24 protein-coding genes and 2 tRNA genes are annotated in these 20,614 nt (G+C 67.8%); 14 read left to right on the forward strand and 12 right to left on the reverse strand.

The genetic code is table 11. From position 1 onward, the window contains the following. The first annotated feature begins 25 nt into the window (after positions 1–25). The 3 genes from PIGHUM_RS17175 (at position 26) to PIGHUM_RS17185 (ending at position 3,851) form a co-directional block, all read left to right on the forward strand. Entirely contained in the window at positions 26–808 is a 783-nt protein-coding gene (locus PIGHUM_RS17175; RefSeq protein WP_124080812.1) for a 3-hydroxybutyrate dehydrogenase, read from the forward strand. Positions 809–1,015: 207 nt separating this feature from the next. Next, positions 1,016–2,182, forward strand: coding sequence for a patatin-like phospholipase family protein (locus PIGHUM_RS17180; protein WP_124080814.1), 1,167 nt, complete (start codon positions 1,016–1,018; stop codon positions 2,180–2,182). A gap of 4 nt (positions 2,183–2,186) precedes the next feature. Continuing rightward, entirely contained in the window at positions 2,187–3,851 is a 1,665-nt protein-coding gene (locus tag PIGHUM_RS17185; RefSeq protein ID WP_124080816.1) for a Na/Pi cotransporter family protein, read from the forward strand. Positions 3,852–3,871: 20 nt separating this feature from the next. Here the strand turns inward: PIGHUM_RS17185 and PIGHUM_RS17190 are convergent, their stop codons facing one another. The 4 genes from PIGHUM_RS17190 to PIGHUM_RS17205 all read right to left on the reverse strand — a co-directional run bounded on the left by PIGHUM_RS17190 (position 3,872) and on the right by PIGHUM_RS17205 (position 7,364). Then, positions 3,872–4,717: a ZIP family metal transporter gene (locus PIGHUM_RS17190; RefSeq protein ID WP_124080818.1), complete on the reverse strand. Its 846-nt coding sequence runs from the start codon at positions 4,715–4,717 to the stop codon at positions 3,872–3,874. A 95-nt stretch (positions 4,718–4,812) separates the two neighbouring features. Beyond that, positions 4,813–5,373: a PIN domain-containing protein gene (locus tag PIGHUM_RS17195; RefSeq protein ID WP_246013288.1), complete on the reverse strand. Its 561-nt coding sequence runs from the start codon at positions 5,371–5,373 to the stop codon at positions 4,813–4,815. Positions 5,374–5,450: 77 nt separating this feature from the next. After that, positions 5,451–6,326, reverse strand: a complete 876-nt coding sequence (locus PIGHUM_RS17200) for a dienelactone hydrolase family protein (protein WP_124080821.1) — start codon at positions 6,324–6,326, stop codon at positions 5,451–5,453. 45 nt (positions 6,327–6,371) lie between these two features. After that, positions 6,372–7,364: a GGDEF domain-containing protein gene (locus PIGHUM_RS17205; protein ID WP_124080823.1), complete on the reverse strand. Its 993-nt coding sequence runs from the start codon at positions 7,362–7,364 to the stop codon at positions 6,372–6,374. 79 nt (positions 7,365–7,443) lie between these two features. On the opposite strand from PIGHUM_RS17205, the gene PIGHUM_RS17210 reads away from it, so the two are divergent. Both PIGHUM_RS17210 and PIGHUM_RS17215 read left to right on the forward strand, forming a co-directional pair. Next, entirely contained in the window at positions 7,444–7,812 is a 369-nt protein-coding gene (locus PIGHUM_RS17210; RefSeq protein ID WP_124080825.1) for a hypothetical protein, read from the forward strand. A gap of 70 nt (positions 7,813–7,882) precedes the next feature. Then, complete coding sequence (locus PIGHUM_RS17215; protein ID WP_124080827.1) at positions 7,883–8,335, forward strand: hypothetical protein; 453 nt, start codon at positions 7,883–7,885, stop codon at positions 8,333–8,335. Positions 8,336–8,341: 6 nt separating this feature from the next. On the opposite strand, the gene PIGHUM_RS17220 is transcribed toward PIGHUM_RS17215, so the two are convergent. Next, entirely contained in the window at positions 8,342–8,653 is a 312-nt protein-coding gene (locus PIGHUM_RS17220; protein WP_124080828.1) for a hypothetical protein, read from the reverse strand. Positions 8,654–8,839: 186 nt separating this feature from the next. Between PIGHUM_RS17220 and PIGHUM_RS17225 the strand changes: the two genes are divergently transcribed. The 3 genes from PIGHUM_RS17225 (at position 8,840) to PIGHUM_RS17235 (ending at position 9,782) form a co-directional block, all read left to right on the forward strand. Beyond that, complete coding sequence (locus PIGHUM_RS17225; protein ID WP_124080829.1) at positions 8,840–9,073, forward strand: hypothetical protein; 234 nt, start codon at positions 8,840–8,842, stop codon at positions 9,071–9,073. A 73-nt stretch (positions 9,074–9,146) separates the two neighbouring features. After that, entirely contained in the window at positions 9,147–9,389 is a 243-nt protein-coding gene (locus PIGHUM_RS24370; RefSeq protein WP_124080830.1) for a KGG domain-containing protein, read from the forward strand. A 105-nt stretch (positions 9,390–9,494) separates the two neighbouring features. Next, complete coding sequence (locus PIGHUM_RS17235) at positions 9,495–9,782, forward strand: hypothetical protein (protein ID WP_124080831.1); 288 nt, start codon at positions 9,495–9,497, stop codon at positions 9,780–9,782. A 121-nt stretch (positions 9,783–9,903) separates the two neighbouring features. On the opposite strand, the gene PIGHUM_RS17240 is transcribed toward PIGHUM_RS17235, so the two are convergent. From PIGHUM_RS17240 to PIGHUM_RS17255, 4 genes are all read right to left on the reverse strand, one after another. Further along, positions 9,904–9,979: transfer RNA gene (locus tag PIGHUM_RS17240), tRNA-His, on the reverse strand. 149 nt (positions 9,980–10,128) lie between these two features. Next, positions 10,129–10,332: a cold-shock protein gene (locus PIGHUM_RS17245; protein WP_087780849.1), complete on the reverse strand. Its 204-nt coding sequence runs from the start codon at positions 10,330–10,332 to the stop codon at positions 10,129–10,131. A 570-nt stretch (positions 10,333–10,902) separates the two neighbouring features. Further along, the gene (locus PIGHUM_RS17250; RefSeq protein WP_124080832.1) at positions 10,903–11,163 is read right to left on the reverse strand and encodes a hypothetical protein; all 261 of its coding nucleotides are present in this window, start codon (positions 11,161–11,163) and stop codon (positions 10,903–10,905) included. 54 nt (positions 11,164–11,217) lie between these two features. Further along, complete coding sequence (locus tag PIGHUM_RS17255) at positions 11,218–12,198, reverse strand: LysR family transcriptional regulator (RefSeq protein ID WP_124080833.1); 981 nt, start codon at positions 12,196–12,198, stop codon at positions 11,218–11,220. A 96-nt stretch (positions 12,199–12,294) separates the two neighbouring features. Between PIGHUM_RS17255 and PIGHUM_RS17260 the strand changes: the two genes are divergently transcribed. The 6 genes from PIGHUM_RS17260 to PIGHUM_RS17285 are packed head-to-tail and all read left to right on the forward strand — an operon-like array spanning position 12,295 to position 17,979. Beyond that, positions 12,295–13,110, forward strand: a complete 816-nt coding sequence (locus tag PIGHUM_RS17260) for an alpha/beta fold hydrolase (protein WP_160142328.1) — start codon at positions 12,295–12,297, stop codon at positions 13,108–13,110. 41 nt (positions 13,111–13,151) lie between these two features. Beyond that, positions 13,152–14,141 carry a Bug family tripartite tricarboxylate transporter substrate binding protein gene (locus tag PIGHUM_RS17265; RefSeq protein WP_124080835.1) on the forward strand — a complete coding sequence of 330 codons (990 nt, stop codon included), beginning with the start codon at positions 13,152–13,154 and terminating at the stop codon, positions 14,139–14,141. Positions 14,142–14,154: 13 nt separating this feature from the next. Next, positions 14,155–15,078 (forward strand): TauD/TfdA dioxygenase family protein, encoded by a 924-nt coding sequence (locus PIGHUM_RS17270; protein WP_124080836.1) that lies wholly within the window; start codon positions 14,155–14,157, stop codon positions 15,076–15,078. Continuing rightward, positions 15,075–16,211, forward strand: a complete 1,137-nt coding sequence (locus PIGHUM_RS17275; protein WP_124080837.1) for an alpha-hydroxy acid oxidase — start codon at positions 15,075–15,077, stop codon at positions 16,209–16,211. Before PIGHUM_RS17270 ends, PIGHUM_RS17275 begins: the two co-directional genes overlap by 4 nt. Before the next feature lie 23 nt (positions 16,212–16,234). Continuing rightward, positions 16,235–17,023 (forward strand): class II aldolase/adducin family protein, encoded by a 789-nt coding sequence (locus PIGHUM_RS17280; protein ID WP_124080969.1) that lies wholly within the window; start codon positions 16,235–16,237, stop codon positions 17,021–17,023. A gap of 5 nt (positions 17,024–17,028) precedes the next feature. Further along, positions 17,029–17,979 carry a 2-hydroxyacid dehydrogenase gene (locus PIGHUM_RS17285; protein WP_160142329.1) on the forward strand — a complete coding sequence of 317 codons (951 nt, stop codon included), beginning with the start codon at positions 17,029–17,031 and terminating at the stop codon, positions 17,977–17,979. A gap of 65 nt (positions 17,980–18,044) precedes the next feature. Here PIGHUM_RS17285 and PIGHUM_RS17290 read toward each other — a convergent pair. The 3 genes from PIGHUM_RS17290 to PIGHUM_RS17300 form a co-directional block, all read right to left on the reverse strand. Beyond that, positions 18,045–18,121 (reverse strand) — tRNA-Arg (locus PIGHUM_RS17290). 48 nt (positions 18,122–18,169) lie between these two features. Then, positions 18,170–19,054: a DMT family transporter gene (locus tag PIGHUM_RS17295; RefSeq protein ID WP_124080840.1), complete on the reverse strand. Its 885-nt coding sequence runs from the start codon at positions 19,052–19,054 to the stop codon at positions 18,170–18,172. A 7-nt stretch (positions 19,055–19,061) separates the two neighbouring features. Beyond that, entirely contained in the window at positions 19,062–20,567 is a 1,506-nt protein-coding gene (locus PIGHUM_RS17300) for an aldehyde dehydrogenase family protein (RefSeq protein WP_124080842.1), read from the reverse strand. Between the last annotated feature and the right edge of the window lie 47 nt (positions 20,568–20,614).

Genomic DNA, 20,614 nt, shown 5'->3' on the forward strand with positions numbered 1-20,614 from the left:
CATTTCTCCATCGAAGGACCACTTCATGCAGCTCCAAGGAAAAGTCGCCCTCGTCACCGGCGCCGCCAGCGGCATCGGCAAAGAGATCGCCGACGCGCTGGCCGCCGCAGGCGCCGCGGTCGCCATCGCCGACATCAATCTCGCTGCCGCGCAGGCCGTGGCCGAGGATCTCAAGCTCAAGGGCTGCCAGGCCATGGCGGTGGACTTCGACGTAACCGACGAGGCGGCCGTCGAGCAAGGCACGCAGCGCGTGGTCGATACGTTCGGCAGCGTGGACATCCTGGTGTCCAACGCCGGCATCCAGGTCGTCAACCCGATCGACCAGTTCGCCTACGCCGACTGGAAAAGGGTGATGGCCATCCACGTGGACGGCGCTTTCCTCACCACCAAGGCCGCCCTCAAGCACATGTACAAGGACGACCGCGGCGGCATCGTCATCTACACCGGCTCGGTGCACTCGCACCTGGCCTCGCCGCTCAAGGCCGCCTACGTCACCGCCAAGCACGGCCTGCTCGGGCTGGCGCGCGTGCTCGCCAAGGAAGGCGCTCCGCACAACGTGCGTTCGCACGTGGTCTGCCCCGGCTTCGTGCGCACGCCGCTGGTCGAGAAGCAGATTCCCGAACAGGCCGAGGAACTCGGCATCAGCGAAGATGAAGTCATCAAGAAAGTGATGCTGGGCAACACGGTCGACGGCGAATTCACCACGCTGCAGGACGTCGCGCAGACCGTGCTGTTCCTCTCCACGTTCCCGACGGCGGCCTTCACGGGCCAGTCCTTCGTCGTCAGCCACGGCTGGTACATGCACTAATAGGTCCCCGTACGCGCTTACGCGCGCCCAGTATGGTGAGCCCCCAGCCGCTACGCGGCAGCCCCCCGAGGGGGCCTGGGCCCGCCTTGGGGCGGCCCGGCGCCGGGCCCAGGGGCTCTACTTGCGGACCGGCGGAGCCGGATCCGCTGTGCCCTTGGTTTGATTCAGCGCACTTTGTAGCGTTGCAGGTATGAATAGCGGATACGCATGACGGGAAACGACTCCGACCGCGGGACGCGCGGCTATGACACGGTTGCTCTGGTGCTGCAAGGCGGAGGAGCGCTGGGCTCCTACCAGGGGGGCATCTACGAGGGCCTGGCCGAGGCGGGCCTGCAACCGGACTGGATCGCCGGCATTTCCATCGGCGCGATCAACGCGGCGATCATCGCCGGCAATCCGCCCGAGCGCCGCGTCGAGCAGGTGCGGCGCTTCTGGGAGCACATCTGCCAGCCGCCGCTGCTGCCGCCCACGCCGGTCGATGCGCTGCGCGACACCCTGGCCATGCTCCCGGCCCCCGCCGGCACGGCGGTCAGCGCCTGGGAAGCGTGGCGCGCGGTGCTCGAAGGGCAGAACGGCTTCTTCGTGCCGCGGCTGGTTCCCTCGTGGCCGCTGCTGCACAATCCGGAGACCGCCAGCGTCTACGACAGCGGCCCGCTCAAACGCACGCTCGAGGAATTCGTCGACTTCGAACTGCTCAATTCGGGCGCCATGCGGGTCTCGGTAGGCGCAGTCAATGTGCAGACGGGCAACTTCGCGTACTTCGACAACACCGAGCAGCCGCTCACCGCCGACCACATCATGGCCTCGGCCGCGCTGCCCCCCGGCTTCGCCCCGGTGCAGATCGACGGCGAATACTACTGGGACGGCGGCATCGTCTCGAATACCCCGCTCTACAAAATCCTGCAATCCAACCCCGAGCGCTATGCGCTGATCTTCCAGGTCGACCTGTGGAGCGCGCACGGCCAGTTGCCGGGCAACCTGGCCGAGGTGCCGATCCGCCAGAAGGACATCCAGTATTCCAGCCGCACCCGCCTGGTCACCGACTATATGCGCGACGTCCAGGAATACCGGGGCCTGCTGCGCGAGATGCTCAAGCACATGCCGGCCGGCCACGACGGCGAGCCCTGGATGAAGCGCGCCTGCGAACTGGCCAGCGACCGGCGCATCAACGTGATCCACCTGATCTACCGCGGCGACAAGTCCGAGGCGCCCTACAAGGACTACCAGTTCGGCCGCCTGGGCATGGAAGAACGCTGGAGCGGCGGCCTGACCGACATCCGCCGCACCCTGGCCCATCCTTCCTGGCTGGACCTGCCCAGCGCCGAGCATCCCTTCGTCACGCACGACGTCCATCGTCCCTCCAGCGGGCGTTGACGGCATGAACGGCTATCTCACGCTGCTCGACATCGCCGGCTACGTCGCCCTGCTGCTATGGGGCGTGCATATGGTGCAAACCGGCATCCAGCGTGCTTTCGGGCCGCGCCTGCGCACGATCCTGGGCGTGGCGCTGGGCAACCGCGTATATGCCTTTTTCGCCGGGCTGGGCGTAACCGCCATTCTCCAGAGCAGCACGGCCACCGGCCTGATCGTGGCGGGGTTCGCCGCCAGCGGCCTGGTCGGGCTGGTGCCCGCGCTGGGCGCGATGCTCGGCGCCAACGTCGGCACCACGCTGATCGTGCAGATCCTTTCCTTCGACATCGTGCGCATCGCGCCGGTGCTGGTCCTGGTCGGCGTGCTCATGTTCCGGCGCGGCAACGCCACTCACGTGCGCGATCTGGGGCGCGTGTTCATCGGCCTGGGCCTGCTGCTGCTCGGCCTGCACCTGCTGATGTCTGAACTCCAGCCCTACCGCGACCTGCCCGCGCTGAAAACGGCGCTGGCCGCGCTCTCGGGCCAGCCGGGCCTGGCCATCATCCTGTCCGCCCTGCTCGCCTGGGCGGCCCATTCCAGCGTGGCGGTGGTCGTGCTGACCATGTCTTTCTCCGCCCAGGGGCTGCTGCCGCTGGACGTGGCGTTCGCGCTGGTCCTGGGCGCCAATCTCGGCACCGCCGTCAATCCCCTGCTGGAAGGCTCGGCCAAGAACGACCCGCAGGCACGCCGGCTGCCGCTGGGCAACCTGCTGACCCGCGCAGTGGGGGTGGTCATCGGCCTGGCCTTGCTGCGCCACGTCCATCCCTGGATGGGCGAACTGGCCGGCGACAACGCCCGCGCGGTGGCCAACTTCCACACCATTTTCAATCTGGTGCTGGCCGCGGTGTTCCTGCCGCTGCTCACGCCCTACGCCGCATTGCTGCGGCGCTGGCTGCCGGCCCGGCCGTCGGCCGACGCCGGCCATCCCCTCTACCTGGACAGCGCCGCGCGCAGCCTGCCCGTGGTGGCGCTGGGCAATGCCGCGCGCGAGGCGCTGCGCATGGCCGACACGCTGCAAGCCATGCTGCATCATTCGCGCCAAGCGCTGGCCAAGGCCGACCGCAAGCGCATCGCCGAGGCGCGCCGGCTGGACGACGTGCTGGACCGGCTCAACAGCGCCATCAAGACCTACGTGGCCAGCCTGGAACAGGACGACATGACGGCCGAGGACGGGCAGCGCGCCGACGAAATTCTGGCCTTCATCACCAACCTGGAACACGCCGGCGACGTGATCGACAAGAACCTGCTCAACGACATCGGCAAGCTCAACAAGCGCGGCCTGACTTTCTCGCCCGAAGGCAAGCGGGAACTGGACGACATGCACGGCAGGCTCGAAGTCAACCTGCGCCTGGCGGCATCGCTGTTCGTCACCACCGACGAGCGCGCGGCGCGCTTGCTCGCGGCGGAAAAAGAAACCTTCCGGAACCTGGAAAGCCGGGCCACGCAAGCCCATTTCGAACGCTTGCGCAGCGGCCGCGTGGATACCGCGGAAACCAGCGCGCTGCACCTGGACGTCCTGCGCGACCTTCGCCGCATCAACAGCCACCTGGTCGCCTCGGCCGCCTATCCGACGCGCACCGGCGGCGCGGCCCGGCCCGTGGAAGAGGACGACGAGGCGGAAGGCCGGGAGTAGGCTATCCGGCGCATGGCCCGTCAGTGGCGATGCCCGCCTGCGGCCTCGACCTGCGCCGCCGGCGCCCCGGCCCGGGCCTCCATCGCGTGGACGTGTTTGTGGAATGCCGAATTGATCAGCCAGACGGCCGCCACGCCCGTCACGATCAGCGCGAATTGCGGCAAGCTGTCGCGCAGCGTGGCGCGGCGCTGCATCTGCGGCATCAGATCGGCCACCGCGATATAGATGAAGCTGCTGGCCGCCAGGGTCAGCACATAGGGCAGCCATTGCTGCGAGCCGGCCAGCAAGGCATAGCCCACCACGCCACCCACGACCGCGGTCAGGCTGGACAGCACGTTGAAGAACAAGGCCCGCTTGCGCGTAAAGCCCGCATTGACCAGAACGATGAAATCGCCGAGTTCCTGCGGGATCTCGTGGGCCGCGATGGTCACCGTCGTCAGCACTCCCAGCATGGGATCGGCCAGGAAAGCCGCGGCGATGACGATGCCGTCGCAGAAGTTGTGCAGGCCGTCGCCCACCAGCACGGCCAGGCCGCCCCGCCCCGCCTCGTGCGCATCGTGGCCCGGCGGATGTCCATGGCCGTCGTGCTCATGGTGGTGATTGTGGCGCAGCACGGCCAGCTTCTCGAGCATGAAGAAACCCAGCAGCCCCGCCAGCAGCAGGGCGAACAGCACGCGCGTATCGGCCTGCGACTCGAAGGCCTCGGGCAGCGTGTGCAGCAGCGCCACCGAGAGCATCACCCCCACGGAAAAGCTGATCATTTGGTGAAGATGGCGGGCGAAATACCGGAAAGCCAGCCAGCCGGCCACGACGACCGAGAGGACACCGCTCGCCAGCGTGGCAAGCAGGATGTAGGTTAGGGTCACGGGATGCTCGTGAAACTCAGTTGCAGAAACAGGAGTATACGTAACTTCCCGAAAAATCCGAACTGCGCGCCTGCGCCGACGGGCAAACCGGCGCTCTATTCCTGGGGTTGCGGTTCCAGGTGCTCAGCCAGCAGGCGGCAGGTCCGGAACAGCCGCTCGCGCCGCAGGGTCGCCATTACCGGCTCGTCGCGCTCGAGCAGCCGGGCATAGGCCGGCACCCCGGCCAGCGCGGCGGCCACGCCGGCGGGATCCTGAGCCGCCCAGTCCGCCAATTGCCGGTCCGGGTCCCAGACCGACATGTCCTGGCGGCGCAATTCGGCACGGTCGAAGTCCTTCAGATTCCAGGTCAGCACCCGCACGCAAGGCCGCTGCTGCAGCGCGGCCCGCGCGCGGCGCGCCAGGCCCGCGGCCACGACGTGCCTGTCCTTGGGGTCGCCGTAGCGCAGGCTGGCTTCGTAAAGCGCCACGTCGCCCGCATCCGCGTCGGGAAAGCGCTGTTCCAGTGCGGCCCATTGCGCCTCCAGCACCTCGACGCCTACGCCCCAGACGCGCGCCGCATTGCGCCGCCACTCGAGGCCTATCCGTGCGCTCCAGACCGGGCGGAACCAGCCCTGCTCCGCCATGTCCAGCAACAGCGGCCGCAGGATGCTCGACATCAGCACGCAGGCGTCCAGCACCAGCCAGAGCGGCTGCCGCGGTGCGTCCTCGGCCGTCCCGACCGGCAAACCGGCGCTCACAGACGCTGCGCGAACCAGTCCCGGGCCAGCGTCCAGGCCTCCTTGGCCTCGGCATCGCGATAGCTGGGACGGTAATCCGCATGGAAACCGTGCGGCGCGTTGCGGAACAGCACGAAGGTCGACGCACGCGCTGCCGGGCTGCCCTTGGCCAGCGCATCTTTCATGGCATTGACCGAGGTCAGCGGAATACCGGCATCCTGCCCGCCATAGAGCCCGAGCACGGGCGCCTTCAACTGCGCCGCCACATCGACCGGAGCAAGCGGCTGCAGCGCCGTCGGCTTGGGCGTGAGCGGGCCGTAGAACGCCGCCCCCGCCTTGACCGCGGGGTTATGGGCCGCATAAAGCCACACCACGCGGCCGCCCCAGCAAAAACCCGTCACGCCCAGGCGGGTGCGGCTGCCGCCGTGGCCGGCGGCCCAGCGCGCCGTAGCGTCCAGATCGGCCATTACCTGCTCGTCGGGCGCCTTGGCGACCACTTCGGACATCAGGCGCGGAATCTCCTGGTACTGCGACGGATCGCCCTGGCGGGCGTAAAGCTGCGGCGCGACGGCCAGATAGCCCGCCTTGGCCCAGCGGCGGCAAACGTCCTTGATGTACTCGTGCACGCCGAAGATCTCGTGCACGACCAGGATGACCGGCGCCTGCTTCCTGCCTGCCGGCATCGCGCGATAGGCGGGAATCTCCCCGCCCTCGACCGGAATGCGGACCTCGCCCGCGACCAGTCCCTGGTCGTCGGTGCGGACCACGGTCTGGGCCGCGATCGGACCGGCGGCCAGCGCGAACCCGCTGGCCAGCGAAGTCGTGATGAATCCCCGCCGGTTCAGGACGAGGGGAGGCAGGAGACTGTCGAACTCGGGACCCGGACTTTGCATGGCACCACTCCTTCGCGCATGGCGTATGAAAAAATACCTCCACCCTCAGTCCGGCACGGGTTCGACGGCGTTGCGTCCGCGCTCCTTGGCGCGCTCGAGCGCCTGCAGCGCCCGGGCGAGCGTATCGGCGAAATCGCTCCTGGCCTGAGCCACCCCGATCGACAAGGTCATCTGCGTCGCGATCTGCCCGCGCAGCGCGAACTGGCGCCCCGAGACGTGCAGGCGCAGGCGCTCGCACATGGCCACCGTATCGCGCAGGCTCGCGGGTACGAGGACGGCGAAGCGGTCGCCCGCCAGGCGCGCCAGCATGTCCCAGGAAGGCAGCAGATTTCTCGTCAGATCGGCCAACTGGCGCAGAATAGCATCGCCGACGGCATGGCCCAATGCCTGATGCAGCCTGTCGAACCGGTCGATGTCGATCACCGCCAGGCAGACGGGCTCGCCGTCGCGCTCGCAGCGCGCCAGCTCCGCGGGATAGGCCTTGTCCAGCCAGCGGCGGTTGTAGAGCCCCGTCACCGCATCGTGATTGGCCATGAAATCGATACTGGCCGGCGACTCCTGCGGATCGTGGCGAATATTGGCGGCGCGCAGCCGTACGCTCAGCATATCGAGCACATTGAGCGCGATGCGCGGCGCCGCCTCCATTACCGCGCGCAGCTTGCGTGCATCCAGCGCCACCAGGCGCGACGGCCACTGGGCCGCCACGTAGACGCTGCCGCCGTCGGGCCCGATCAGCGCATGCTCGCCCAGGCATTCGCCCGGCACGAAGCGCGCCACGCGGCGCTGCAGGTCGGCATCGGTGAATGCCGCCAACTGCCCTTCCACCAGCACGTACACGCAGAAATTGGGGTCGCCGGGTTGCAGCAGGATCGCGCCATGGGCAAGGTGGGTGGCATAGGCGAACCCCCGTACCGCGTCGCGCTGGCTGGACGTGCAGCCGGCGAACAGAAGCGAACGCTCCAGGGCGTCGAGGTCTTCCGCGCTCAGGTCGCCCGGGGCGCCGTCGGCGGGCATATGGGAAGGGATGCGGCCTATCATGCAGCGATTATCGGCAACAGCGCGTCCAAGTTGAGGTGCGGCCCTACAGTTCTGGCCATCCCGGGCCGATAAACCGGCTATGAGCCAGACATCCGCCTCTCCACGTCCTTACGCCGCGGCCATCGGCGGCCTGTGCCGCATCGGCCGTCCGCTGCTGGCGGCGGCCGCGCTGCTCGCGGCGGCGGGCTGCGACTACCTGGGGCTGCAGCCGCTTTCGCAGATCGAAGCCAAGCGCGATGCCGACGCACGCGCGATCGGCGGCGCCTGCCGGCAAGCCGGGCGCGCTCTCGAAGACTGCTATACATTCAATCCGCACATGTCCAAGGCGGCGATTTTCACCGGCTGGCGGGAAATGAACGACTATATGCGGCAGAACAACCTGACGGAAGTGCGCCCCGAAGTCGCGCCCATGCTTCCCTCGGGAAGAGCGCGAGCGGCCGGCACATAGGCTGGCCGAAAAAGCCCCGGCGGGCAATTGGGGTTAAGGTATGCGGTTCTCCGCATTTTCACGTACCGCCATGCTGCTCCGCCTGCTCGCACCATTCCTGATCCTGCCCATGCTCTGGGCCTGCTCCGACGCTTCACCGGCAGCCTCGGCCCACGCCTCCTCGCCCCGGCACCGCTCGCTGCCGCGCTACGACGCCGAACTGTTGTTCGTCGAGCTCGCATCGCAAGACCCGGATGAACTGGACAAATACCGGGACGGCCCGTTCATCGTCACCGGGCGCCTGCAGAAAATCCATGCCGACGGCCCGGAACTGCAGTTGGACCTCAAGGCCGCCGATCCCGAGCATCCCGTGCGCGCCCGCCTGAAAGCCGATGGCGCGTGCAGCGGCGCGAATTGCCCCGAGCCGGTCGCGCTGGATACGCTTCCCAGGGGATTCAAGGTCTACCTGGAATGCACATCCGCCCGACTGGATGCCGGTTTGCCCACGGTAAACGGCTGCGTGCTGACGGATGGGCCGGGGTAGGCGCCGTCAGTCCACCAGGGCGACCTTGCGCGAGATGACTTCGGCGCATTCGTCGCTATCCGACGATTGGAACAGCTTGTGGACCACGAATTCGCTGCCTTCCTCCACGCCCAGGGCCTGGGCCGCGGCGCGCCGGAGTTCCTGGCTGGGGTTGCAGCAATAGACGCCGGCCTTTTCGGCAGCGGCAGCCGGCCCGGCGGCCAGATTGGCCAGCCATTCCCGATCTTCGTTCAGCGCGCACCAGCGCTGCGCGCCGGATGCATTCCTGGTGGCAACGACGAAACACACCAGCTTCTTGCGATCTATCACCATAACCATACAAATGGCCCTCCTGGGTCCGGCAATCGTAGACCAATCGCACTCCGGTGTCAGCGCTGCCGTACTGGGACATCTACCTATCCAGGCATAGGCAAAAACCCTTGGAGGAAACGGGATCGCGGGGAACCGTTAAGATGCAGGCAGACCCGCTTTGCGGATTTCCAACCCTATCATCAAGGAGCCAACGTGGCCGATCCCGAATTCCTGAAAGGGCAGCTCACCGCCCTGCAGAACGTCGTCAGCATGCTGATTTCCGCCCATCCCAACGCGCAGCAATTGCGCCAGGTCATGCAGGCCATCGCCCAGCAGGTCGAGCCGACGCTGAACGAGGCCCATCCTTCGTTCAAGAAGGGCTGGCAGAACGTCATTGCCACCCTGTGCCAGGGCGAAGAAGCGGGCGACGGCACCGACCAGCATTGAGGCCGGTCGGGCACGGGGCTTGCGAAAGAGGGACGCCTGCCGGCAATCGTGTCCACTCTTTGGAGAAACCCTCATGCCACCGAGCGAGAAACGCCCCCGAGGCTTTGCCGCGATGGATCCGCAGAAACAGCGCGCCATTTCCTCTCGCGGCGGCCGCGCCGCCCACCAGTCCGGCAACGCCCATGAATTCACTTCGGACGAAGCCCGGGCGGCGGGCGCCTTGAGCCACGCGCGCAGGCGCGAACAGGGCCAGCGCCCCGCCTCCTCCGGCGCGGACGGAACCCTGGAGCGGCAGGAGCGGACGCAGGGGCATTAGCCCGCCGCACTTGGTCGCCCAGCGCTTCACTGGCAATACGCCTCTTGATTTTTACTGGAGATCCGACGGATACTGTATATAAATACAGTTATTGCATGGAGTCGCATGTATACCGTCACTCTCCAAGACTACCCGCAGATCCCCGACGACCTACGCCAGCAGGCGGAGCGGCGCTATGCCCGCGCCCTGGAGAAATCCCTGGGGGGATCAGAAGCCCTCGCCCTGGCATACAAAGCCTGGAACTGGGCCGAGGAATCCTTTGGCGACCTCTCGGAAGAAGAAAAAACGCTGGCCTTGCGCTGGCAGCGGGCCGCACTCAAGGCTGCGCAGGAAGGTTTTTCCTCCCTGGGGCAAGTCGATTCCGCGTATTTCGAAGTGAGGCTGGACCGCTGAACGGCCGCGCACAGGCGAACAAGGCCGAGCCTTACAGGCAACACTAGGATTCGGACGGCTCGTGAAATGCTTCCCGGAGGGTAAGCCAACGGGCGCTGGCAGGGAAGCGAGGAAATGAAGGTGGGGTGGCTGATGGGACTCGAACCCACGACAACCGGAATCACAATCCGGGACTCTACCAACTGAGCTACAGCCACCACCGAACGCTGCGCCGTCAGCCGCAAGGCATCAAGCGAGACCGAGATTCTAACCGAAATTTCCCGAGTAGGCCAATGGGAGCCGACCAGCTCGCTTCAACCAATAAAAAACCCCTGCATGCAGGGGTTTTTCATGCATTCGTCGTGGCTTACAGCACGCGGATCTTGGAAGCCTGCGGGCCTTTAGGGCCCTGAACGGCCTCGAAGCTCACTTTCTGGTTCTCGTACAGGGTCTTGCGGCCTTCGGCCTGGATTTCGGAGAAGTGCGCGAACAAATCCTTGCCGCCGTCATCCGGCATGATGAAGCCGTATCCCTTGTCGTCGTTGAACCATTTAACGATGCCTGTGGCCATGTTGCATTCCTTCGTTTTGAATATGTGCTGTGCCGCAAAAGCACTACAGGTATCCGGACGGGCCCCCCACCATGGAATGCCCCGTACACCGACGATGCCGAACCGGAAACCAGGAAATCGACTATGCGGCCCATCGATCGCTTAGTCAACTCGTTTTCGTTTCCGTCGGATACAACGCATATTGACCGAAGGCGCCGATCATTTACTCAGGGTTTTATGCGCATACTGGCTTGCCTGCCGAGCCGGGCATTCCCCGGCACCGGCGATCGCCAGCATTAATGCGACGCATCGGCCACAAAGTTGATAAAATCAACTAAATGCGCGAGGGTTTCTACGAAGGAAAACCGTCGATCGGACCATAATCCTATCGTTTTCCCTCACAAGGTAAATACTAGGTTTTGAACTCACGATTCGGCACGCGGCGCGCGCACGAATTACAAAACCTTGTCCCCATAATTACATCGCCGCGCATGGCACGCATGTACCGGCGGCAGGCCTGCCGCCGTTTGCGCCCGAATGCGGAGCCGGCACGCCGCGGCGTGCCGGTTTTCCGGCGATTATGCAGACGCGTCAGGTCCCTTTTTCCAGCTTGTCGATATATCGCTTGGCGACTTTCTCGGCATAGCGGTGCGCCTCGAACTCCGTGCCGAAGACCTGGTCTTCGCCCAGGTGCATATCGGCGGGCACCGGATCGTATTGCGCTCCGGGATCCAGCGAAACAGTCGCCGCTCCTTCATAAAGCGCCGTCATGCCTTCCTTGGGATGGTTCACGGGCTTGGCCATGGTACGGATGTAGTAGCCCTTGTAGAGATCTCCTGCGCCTGCTGACATACGCATCTCCTGCTGAACGGTACAACCATGAGGCAAGTATCCGGCCCGGAAAGTTCACACTGCGCCGGACGGCGGCTTACGCAAGCCTACCCGCATGCGCCGCGGCCTGCCCTCAGGGGAAATACGGCCCGCCGTACCGGCGGCCGGCCGCGCCGCGGTCTCCTGCAGGATGTCGAGCAAGATGCGGGTCGCGGGCGACAGATAGGTATCGCGCAGCCAGCAGACGCCGAAGTCCCGTTTGAACACCGTATCTTTCAGCGGCACTTCGGCCAGTTGGGTGCCGATGGTCGTCGCTTCCAGGCTGCGCCGCGACACCACGGTCAGCAGGTCGGTGGCCGCGATCAGCAGCGGCTGGATCTGGATGAGGCTGGCCTTGATCACCACGCGGGGCGGCGGCAGCCCGTGCCGATGCAGCAGTTCGTACAGCCACTCCCGCGGCGGGATCGAATGTTCGGGCAGGGCCCAGCCCGCGTCGCCCAGGTCGGCGACCGTCACGCCGCGGCGTACCAGCGCATGGCCGCGCCGTGCCGCGATCACGGACTCTTCCTGCCACAGGAAGCGGTACTCCAGCGAACCGTCGAGCACCGTGGGCGCGGGCCCGATCCGCACGTCGATGTCGCCCTGCCGCAGCGCCGTGTCGAGCATGTCGCTGGTGCCGATGGACAGCTCCAGCGTGGCTCCCGGCGTCTGCCGCAGCAGTTGCGCGGTGACGCCGGGCAGAAGATGTTCGAGCGCCGGCGCGCCGATGCCGATGCGCACCGCCCCCACGTGGCCGGAAGCGAGATCGGCGATCTGCTGCTTGGCCTGGGCCGATGCCAGGCGCATGCGCTTGGCACTGGCAAGCAGGACCTGCCCGCTCTCCGTGAGCCTGAGCAGCCGGCCGCTACGCTGCAGCAAGGGCGCGCCGAACTCGGCCTCGAGCCGGTCCACGCACTTGGTCAACGCGGGCTGGGTGCGCCCTACGGTGCGCGCGGCGAGGCTCAGCGTGCCCAGCTCGGCGATCCGCTCGAACATGTAGAGATCGGCGAGATTCATCAATACATTCCTGTCAGGAATGCAATTATAAATTCTTTCGAATTGTTTTTATGAATCGCCGTTGCGATGATGCCGGGGGAGGAGACGACACAAAACATGGCAGACATCACCCGGCATCTCATCGACACCCGCTTCGGCCAGGTCCATTGCCGCACCATGGGCCGCAGCGACGCCCCCGCCCTGGCCATCGCCCACATCAACCAGCAATCGTCCGCGCTGCAGATCGAGTTGATGCAGGCGCTGGGAGCAGGCGTGCGCAGCGTCGCAATCGACTACCCGAGCCATGGCATGTCGGATCCGATCGATTTCCAGCCCGGCATCCAGGACTACGCCGACTGCGTCCAGGACGTCATGAACGGATTGGGCATCGCGCGCTACAGCACGCTGGGCGAAGCCACGGGCGCCGCCGTGGCGCTCGAAACCGGCATCCGCCACACCGCGCACGTGGAGCGCGTCGTGCTGCTGAACTGTCCGATCTACCGCGACCGCAAGCAGGCGCACGACGTGCATGCGCCGCTCAAGTCGGGCCTGCGCCCGGCCGACGCCTCGGGCTTCCCGGTCACGCGCACGCTGGAGTTCATGCTCGAACACGACCCATCCCACTCGCCGTTCGCGCCGACCCAATCGTGGATGGACCGCGTCAATCGCGCGCAGATCGAGGTCGGGCGCAACCGCTGGCAGGCGCTGGACGCGCTGAACGCCTACGACGTAGGGAGCGGCCTCGAGCGGCTCGACAAGGACACGCTGCTGCTCATGGGCGAACACTTCCACTACACGTCCCGGCTCGAGGAATACCGCGCCCGCCTGCGCAGGCTCGAATCGGCGCGGATCATCGCCGGCGCGCGCTTCGGCATGGCGTGGGAAAAGGCCGACGAGGTCGCCGACGCAGTCCGGGCATTCCTGCGCGCGTGACGGCGCAGCGCCGTCCACTTATCGATTCCAAAGGAGGCACGATGAAAAAGACACGGTGGTTCTCCGCATGGCTCGCGCTGGCCGCGGCCTGTACCTTCGCCGGCCCGCCTGCCGCATACGCGCAGGAAAAGTGGCCGTCGCGGTCGATCAAGCTCGTGGTGCCCTACCCGCCCGGCGGCGGCGCGGACCTGGTGGCGCGCAGCCTGGGCGAGGCGCTGTACAAACGCATGGGCCAGCCCATCGTCATCGACAACCGGGCGGGCGGCACGGGCACCATCGGCGCCGCCGCCGTGGCGAAATCGGCGGCCGACGGCTACACGCTCCTGCTCAATCAGCCCGGCCCGGGCGTCACCGCGCTCTACACGCTCAAGTCGCTTTCATACAATCCGCTGCGCGACCTCGCGCCCGTGATCCTGATGGGCAAGGCGCCCATCGTGGTCCTGGTTCCGGCCAACTCGCCGTACCGGACCATGGACGATCTCGTCAAATACGCCAAGGCCCATCCGTCCGAGCTCAACTACGGCAGCCCGGGCATCGGCACCGCCGGCCACATCGCCGGCGAAATGCTGCAGCAGCTCGCAGGCATCAAGCTCAACCACATCCCGTACAAGGGGTCCGCCTCTACCGCGAACGGGCTGATGGGCGGCCAGATCGCGCTGGGCTTCGACACGATTCCGCCCAACCTGTCGCTCGTCCAGAGCGGACGCCTGCATGCCCTGGCGGTCGCCAGCGACGTGCGCTCGCCCAACCTGCCCGAGGTCCCGCATGGCGCCGAGGTCAGCCTGCCGGGATTCGAGGTCTATACCTGGTACGCCATCTCCGGCCCCGCCGGCCTGCCCGGCGCCGTCGTCGACACGCTCAACCACGCGACCAACGAGTGGATCGCCTCCGACGAGGGCCGCAAGCGCCTGGACGAACTGGGCATCCTGCCGCAACGCGGCGGCACGCCCGAGGCGTTCGCATCCTTCCTGCAAACCGAGGCCCGCAAGACCGAGACCGTCGTGCGCGCAGCCCACATCGTTTCCGAATGAACCGGAGTTCCTCATGACCCGACTTCGATCCACCCCCACCGTAGAGAAAAGCGGCTCGCCCATCGGCGCCCGCCTCAAGGGCATAGACGTGAGCGGCGACCTGGACGACACCGAGGTCCTGCTGATCGAGCAATTGCTCTATCACAACAGCGTGCTGGCCATCGACGCCCAGCACCTCGACGTCGCCGGCATGCGCCGCTTCTGCATGCGGCTCGGGCCGCTGCACCGCAACGTCACCACCCGCGCGGCGACCCTCGAGTTCCCCGAGATCATGATCCTGACGAACCGGCGCGCGCCCGATGGAACGCCGCTCGGCAACATCGATGCGGGCCAGGACTGGCACACCGACATGTCGTACAACGCCGTTCCGGGCAAGTTCACCGCACTGCACGGCGTCGAGGTGCCGATGCGCGACGGCAAGGCCCTGGGCGCCACCCGCTTCGCCGACATGTATTCGGCGTACGAGGCCCTGCCCGACGACGTGCAGGCCAGGATCGAAGGCGCGGTGGCGCTGCACGATTTTCACAAGTACTACGACGAGGCCCGCCGGCGCGGTTCGAGCCGGCCCGAGCTGACGCCCGAGCAGCGCGCCAAGCGCCCGCCCGTGCCGCATCCGCTGGTGGGACGCCACCCCGTCACCGGCCGCCGCTTCCTGTATGCGGATCCGGGCTACACGGTCGAGATCCTCGACATGGACCCGGAGGAAAGCCGGCAATTGCTCGACTACCTGTTCGCATTCCAATTGCAGGACCGTTTCGTCTACGACCACCAATGGCGCGTGGGCGACGTGCTGATCTGGGACAACTGGTCGACGGTCCATCGCGCCACGGCCGACTACGGGCCGGACGAATACCGCTACATGCTGCGCTCGCAGATCAATGGCTGGCCCGGCCTGGAGACGTTCGACCCCGCCGCTGCGGCGACGGCCGCGGCATGATGCTGTGCCTGGAGGACTACCGGCGCGCCGCCTCGCGCCGGCTGCCGCGCGCGATCTACGGCTTCATCGACGGCGGCTCGGAAGAAGAGGCGACCTTGCGCGCGAACCGCGCCGCCTTCGAGGCGGTGCGGTTGGTGCCGCGCGTGCTGGTCGACACCTCCGAGCGCAGTTCCGCGGTGCGCACGCTGGGCCATGAATGGGCCGCGCCCTTCGGCATCGCGCCCATGGGCGCAGTAGGGGTCGCCGCCTTCCAGGGCGACCTCGCGCTCGCCGGCGCCGCCGCGGCGGCCAACGTGCCGTTCGTGCTCAGCAGCGCATCGCTGGTGACGATGGACCGCATCCTGAAAGCGAACCCCCGCACCTGGTTCCAGGCCTACCCCTCGGCCGACGCCGAGCGCAACCGGCGCCTGCTCGGCCGCGTTGCCGACGCAGGCTTCGAGACGCTGGTCGTCACGGTCGACGTGCCGGTCAGCGGCAACCGCGAAGAGAACATACGGCGCGGCTATGCCTCCCCGCTCAAGCCCAACGCGCGCCTGGTCGCCGATGCGCTGTGCCATCCACGCTGGCTGTGCGGCAGCTTCCTGCGGAGCGTCGCGCGCGAAGGCATGCCGCACTTCGAGAACATGGCGGAAGAACGCGCCCCGATGTTCTCGTGGACGGCCACCAGGCGCGCGCACCGGCGCGACAACCTCGACTGGGAAGATCTCCAGCGCATGCGCGACCAATGGCGCGGCCGGCTCGTGGTCAAGGGCGTGCTCTCGCCCGGCGACGCTGCGCTTGCGCAGGAAGCCGGCGCCGACGCGGTGATCGTCTCCAACCATGGCGGCCGCCAGCTCGACGGCGCGGTCGCGCCGCTCGAGGCCTTGCCCGGCATCGTGGCGGCCGCCGATCTGCCCGTCTTCATCGACGGCGGCATCCGCCGCGGCACCGACGTCGTCAAGGCGCTCGCGCTGGGCGCCTCGCACGTGTTCCTCGGCAGGCCCTTTCTCTATGCCGCCGCGGTGGGCGGCAAGGCCGGCGTGCAGCGCGCGATCGAACTGCTGCGCGCCGAAATCCATCGCAACATGGCGCTGCTCGGGACCCGGCGCATCGCCGACATCGGCGCGGCCATGGCGCGCGCGCCGCATTCATGACTACTCAGGAGAATCGCATGGAAATGACGGTACCCATGGCCGTGGCCGTCGCCTCGCTGCGCGGGCGCTGTTCCGACGCCGAATGGCAGAGCCGGGTCGATCTGGCCGCTTGCTACCGGCTTACCGAGCTGTACGGCTTGACGGACCTGGCCGCCAACCACATCTCGGTGCGCGTGCCGGGCGAGCCGGACGCCTTCCTCATCAATCCCCACGGCGTGCTGTACGACGAGATCTGCGCGTCGTCGCTGATCAAGATCGACCACCAGGGCAACATCCTGACGATGCCCGACTTCCACGGCGCGACCTACAACGTGAACCGCGCGGGCTTTCTCATCCACGGCGCGATCCACGAGGCGCGGCCCGAGGTCGCGTGCGTCATGCATACGCACACCTGGACCGGCATGGCGGTGTCCGCCCTCGAATGCGGCCTGCTGCCGATCACGCAGACGGCGATGCGCTTCGCCGACATCGGCTACCACGAGTTCGAGGGCGTGGTGCTGGACGAGGCCGAAAAGGCAAGCCTGGCGCGCGACCTGGGCCAGGCCAGCACGCTGATCCTGCGCAACCACGGCCTGCTGGCCGTGGGCGGCACGGTGGCCGAGACCTTCAACACCATGGTGCGCCTGGAGCTCGCCTGCAAATCGCAGCTCGCCGCCATGGCCTGCGGCACGCCGCTGCATCCGGTCAACGACGAGGTGGTCGAAGCGACGCGGGTGGAATTCCTGCCTACGACCCGTCGGCCGTTCGGCTTGATGGAATGGCCCGCCATGCTGCGCAAGCTCGACCGCATCGACCCCAGCTATCGCCTGTGACGCGCATGCCGACCGACAAGCCCGCCCTGCTCCTGTTGATCGACGACCTGCCCGCATCCAGCATGGCCAGGCTGCGCGAGCGCTTCGAGCTATACACCGCCTCGCCCGGCCCCGGGTGGGGCGCGGCGCTGGATGCGGCCGCGCCCCACGTCCGCGCGATCCTGGTCAAGGGCGGCATCGTCGCCGTCACGGACGATGACATGGCCCGGCTGCCGCACCTCGGCCTGGTCAGTTGCCTGGGCGCCGGCTTCGAACGCGTCGACCTCGCCGCCGCCAAGTCCCGCGGCATCGCCGTCACCAACGGCTCCGGCGGCAACAGCGAATGCGTGGCCGACCATGCGATGGGCCTGGTGATCGCGGTGATGCGCGAGTTCCGCGCGGGAGACCTGGCAGCCCGCGAGGGCCGCTGGCAGGACGGTTTTCCATCGCCGCCCCGCGTCTCGGGCAAGACCCTGGGCATCGCCGGCCTGGGCCGCATCGGCACGGCGCTGGCGCGGCGCGCCGAGGCTTTCCGCATGCCGGTGCTGTACTGCAACCGCAGTCCGCGCGACGGCGTGCCGTGGGAGTACGTGCCCGACCTCGAGACCCTGGCGCACCGCGCCGACGTGCTGGTGTCGGTCCTCCCCGGCGGGGAGGCGACGCGCCGCCTGATCGATCGCCGCGTATTGGAAGCGCTGGGTCCGTCGGGTTATTTCGTCAACGTCGGCCGCGGCAATGCCGTGGACACGGACGAACTCGTACGCGCGCTCGCCTCGCGCGCCATCGCCGGCGCGGGGCTCGACGTGCTCGACACCGAACCCGCGGTTCCCGCCGAGTTGGCGGCACTGCCGAACGTACTGCTGACGCCTCACGTCGGCGGCCGCTCGCCCGAGTCCGCCGATGCGACGCTGGAATTGGCCATTGGCAACCTGCTGGCTTTCCATGCCGGCGAGCCGCTGCAGAACCGGGTCGCGTAGACCCGCGCGCTGCGGCTCGGGACGCAAGCATGGGCGGCTTGAATTCTCGCTCGGGGAAGATGCTGTGGCGCGGCGGACAGGAGTCGAACCCGTGACCTACGGTTTAGAAGACCGTTGCTCTATCCAACTGAGCTACCGCCGCTCCGCAAGGGCGGCAGTTTACCACCCGCGCACGGCGCCGGACGAGGCTTTAGCCGCGCCGGTTCAGCAGCACCAGCCCCGCCACCACCAGCCCTACCGCCAGCGCGAACAAGGGCGAGATCGGCTCGCCCAGGACGAGCGCCGCGAACGCCACGCCGAACAGCGGCGACATCGAGGTGGCGGCCTGCAGCGTGCTGGCCGGATAGTTGGCCAGGAGCCGCAGCCACAGCAGGAAGGTCACGCCGGCGATCCAGATGGTCTGGTACGACAATGCCGCCGCCTGGCCCCACGTCGCCGCGCCGACGGATTCGCCCATCAGCGCAGCCACCAGCAGCCCGGCCACGCCCGAGACGCCAAGCTGGTAGAGCAGCACTTTCTCGGGCGGCGAGCCGGCCAGCCGCGTGGTTTTGATCACCAGCGTGGTCGCGGCCCATAGCGCGCCGGCGGCGATGATCATCAGGTCGCCCAGCAGGGCGTAGCGCGAAGCGGCCGCGTGCGGCACGCCCAGCACGATGGCGGTGCCGCAGAACGACAGCCCCAGACCCAGCCATTGCGCCCAGCGCAGGCGCTCGGCGGGCAGCAGCCAGGTCGCGCCCACGGCGACGAAGAAAGGCGCGGTGTAGAGGAACAGCGCCGTGCGGCTCGCATCGGTCCACTGCAGCCCCACGTAGAGCAACACGAATTCGCCGGTAAAGCATGCCGCCGACCACAGCAGCAGCCCCAGGTCGCCGCCGCGCCGGAACAGGCGTCCGCGCCCCGTGGCCAGGCAATAGGCCAGCACGAGCAGGCCCGCGCCCAGCGAGCGCAGGCCCATCTGCAGGAAAGGCGGAAACGCAGGCAGGGCGATCTTGACGGCGACCTGCTGGCCGCCCCAGCTCGCGCACAGCAGCACGAGCATGGCGACGGCCCCGGTATCCAGGGGGCGCTTGGGCATGGACACCCTAGCGCGCGGCGCCGCTCTCGGTATGCGCGACCAGCCGGATCGCGGAGAGATCGGCGCCGGTGAGCACGCCTCCGCGTCCCAGCAGGCGGCCATGTTCCCAGTTGGACAGGCCCAGTTCGGGCTTGCCCAGCGCGTACTGACCGTCCACCCAGCGCGTAAAGCCGTCGCAGACGAACGGCGCATCCACGCGCGATTCGAACATGCGGCGCACGGCGGCATCGCGCGAGACCAGGCTCGCGACGAAATGCGGGCTGTAGCGGTTGAACAGCGCCACCGCCTGCTCCACCGAGTCCACCACCGCCAGCGTCAGTTCCGGGGTGTCTTCCCATTCCCATTCGCGGCCCAGCTGCGCCTCGGCCAGGGAGGTGGCGTACGGTTCGCTCACCTCCCCTTCGGCGCGCCGCACCGTGACCTGCCTGGCATACAGTTCGTCGGGCACATAGGCCTGCGCGGACGGCAGCACGTGCAGGCGCGGACTGCCGCCGCGCGCCGCGCCGGCCGCATCGATCGCCGCGAGAAAGCGCGGCACGAGTTCCTGCGCCCGTTCGCGCACGATGCAGCATACGTTCAAGGTGTTGCACACCTTGCGGTCCAGCGAACGCGTGACCGAACGCGCGAAATGGTCCGCGTCGCCGGTCGCGTCGACCACCATCCACGCGCCGCCCGTGCCATGCGCGCTCACCGGCACGCCGGCCTGGCGCGCCACGCTGCTCAACTGCATGACGGCCTCGCCCGAGCCGCGCGCCACGGCCAGCGCCAGCCGCGTATCGCTGAACAAGGCCCAGCCGCCCGCCCGGTCCTCCAGGTCGATCAGCGACACGCAGCCATCGGGCAGGCCGGCGGCCTGCAGGGCCGGCGCCAGCGCGCGCCCGACCAGCGCCCGCGCCGTTCCCAGCGCGTCGCTGCCTATGCGCAGCACGGCGGCATTGCCCGTCGCCAGCACGCCGCAGGCGTCCACCAGCACGTTCGGACGGCCTTCGAACACAAAGCCCACCACGCCCAAGGGCACGCGCTCGATCGCCACGCGCCAGTCGGCATGCGCCACCTCGCCGGCCAGCCGGTGGTCGGGACCGACCACGCCGGGCCAGGCCCGCAGCCCGGCGATCATCGCCGCGCGCATCGCATCGGAAACCTTCAGCCGCGTGGTCGAACGGCCCTTGGCCGCCGCGCGCGCGACGTCCTCCTGGTTGGCCGCGACGATGTCGGCCCATACCGCATCGTCCGACAGCGCCTGTGCGAACCGCTCGTAGAATTGGTCCACGCGTTCGCGCGGACAATCGGCCAGGGCCGCAAAGGCCGCCTGCGCCCGCGCCACGCTGGCGCGCGCCGCCGCATCCACCGCGGCCGGAACGTGCAGCAGCGCGCCGCTCTCCTGCACCACCAGCAAACGGTCGCCCGGCGCGAACGCGCGCGCCAGCGCCTCGTCCACCCGCGTATACCGGTTGCCGCCAAAAGGAATCGGCATGCCCGCCTCGAGACGCTCGAGGGTGCCCTGCTCGCTCATCGCCTGCTCCTGCTTGATAAATTGTCCCTATCATATAGCGGCGGCCC

The organism is Pigmentiphaga humi (genome assembly GCF_900606115.1).
Classification (GTDB): Bacteria; Pseudomonadota; Gammaproteobacteria; order Burkholderiales; family Burkholderiaceae_B; genus Pigmentiphaga; species Pigmentiphaga humi.

Coding starts and splice junctions, on each gene's coding strand:
- PIGHUM_RS17215 (WP_124080827.1), top strand. CDS start 7,883: ATGCTGCTCCGCCTGCTCGCACCATTCCTGATCCTGCCCATGCTCTGG.
- PIGHUM_RS17245 (WP_087780849.1), bottom strand. CDS start 10,332: ATGGCCACAGGCATCGTTAAATGGTTCAACGACGACAAGGGATACGGC.
- PIGHUM_RS17175 (WP_124080812.1), top strand. CDS start 26: ATGCAGCTCCAAGGAAAAGTCGCCCTCGTCACCGGCGCCGCCAGCGGC.
- PIGHUM_RS17200 (WP_124080821.1), bottom strand. CDS start 6,326: ATGCAAAGTCCGGGTCCCGAGTTCGACAGTCTCCTGCCTCCCCTCGTC.
- PIGHUM_RS17205 (WP_124080823.1), bottom strand. CDS start 7,364: ATGATAGGCCGCATCCCTTCCCATATGCCCGCCGACGGCGCCCCGGGC.
- PIGHUM_RS17180 (WP_124080814.1), top strand. CDS start 1,016: ATGACGGGAAACGACTCCGACCGCGGGACGCGCGGCTATGACACGGTT.
- PIGHUM_RS17260 (WP_160142328.1), top strand. CDS start 12,295: ATGGCAGACATCACCCGGCATCTCATCGACACCCGCTTCGGCCAGGTC.
- PIGHUM_RS17250 (WP_124080832.1), bottom strand. CDS start 11,163: ATGTCAGCAGGCGCAGGAGATCTCTACAAGGGCTACTACATCCGTACC.
- PIGHUM_RS17210 (WP_124080825.1), top strand. CDS start 7,444: ATGAGCCAGACATCCGCCTCTCCACGTCCTTACGCCGCGGCCATCGGC.
- PIGHUM_RS17270 (WP_124080836.1), top strand. CDS start 14,155: ATGACCCGACTTCGATCCACCCCCACCGTAGAGAAAAGCGGCTCGCCC.
- PIGHUM_RS17285 (WP_160142329.1), top strand. CDS start 17,029: ATGCCGACCGACAAGCCCGCCCTGCTCCTGTTGATCGACGACCTGCCC.
- PIGHUM_RS24370 (WP_124080830.1), top strand. CDS start 9,147: ATGCCACCGAGCGAGAAACGCCCCCGAGGCTTTGCCGCGATGGATCCG.
- PIGHUM_RS17185 (WP_124080816.1), top strand. CDS start 2,187: ATGAACGGCTATCTCACGCTGCTCGACATCGCCGGCTACGTCGCCCTG.
- PIGHUM_RS17275 (WP_124080837.1), top strand. CDS start 15,075: ATGATGCTGTGCCTGGAGGACTACCGGCGCGCCGCCTCGCGCCGGCTG.
- PIGHUM_RS17220 (WP_124080828.1), bottom strand. CDS start 8,653: ATGGTTATGGTGATAGATCGCAAGAAGCTGGTGTGTTTCGTCGTTGCC.
- PIGHUM_RS17280 (WP_124080969.1), top strand. CDS start 16,235: ATGACGGTACCCATGGCCGTGGCCGTCGCCTCGCTGCGCGGGCGCTGT.
- PIGHUM_RS17235 (WP_124080831.1), top strand. CDS start 9,495: ATGTATACCGTCACTCTCCAAGACTACCCGCAGATCCCCGACGACCTA.
- PIGHUM_RS17300 (WP_124080842.1), bottom strand. CDS start 20,567: ATGAGCGAGCAGGGCACCCTCGAGCGTCTCGAGGCGGGCATGCCGATT.
- PIGHUM_RS17255 (WP_124080833.1), bottom strand. CDS start 12,198: ATGAATCTCGCCGATCTCTACATGTTCGAGCGGATCGCCGAGCTGGGC.
- PIGHUM_RS17195 (WP_246013288.1), bottom strand. CDS start 5,373: ATGTCGAGCATCCTGCGGCCGCTGTTGCTGGACATGGCGGAGCAGGGC.
- PIGHUM_RS17265 (WP_124080835.1), top strand. CDS start 13,152: ATGAAAAAGACACGGTGGTTCTCCGCATGGCTCGCGCTGGCCGCGGCC.
- PIGHUM_RS17295 (WP_124080840.1), bottom strand. CDS start 19,054: ATGCCCAAGCGCCCCCTGGATACCGGGGCCGTCGCCATGCTCGTGCTG.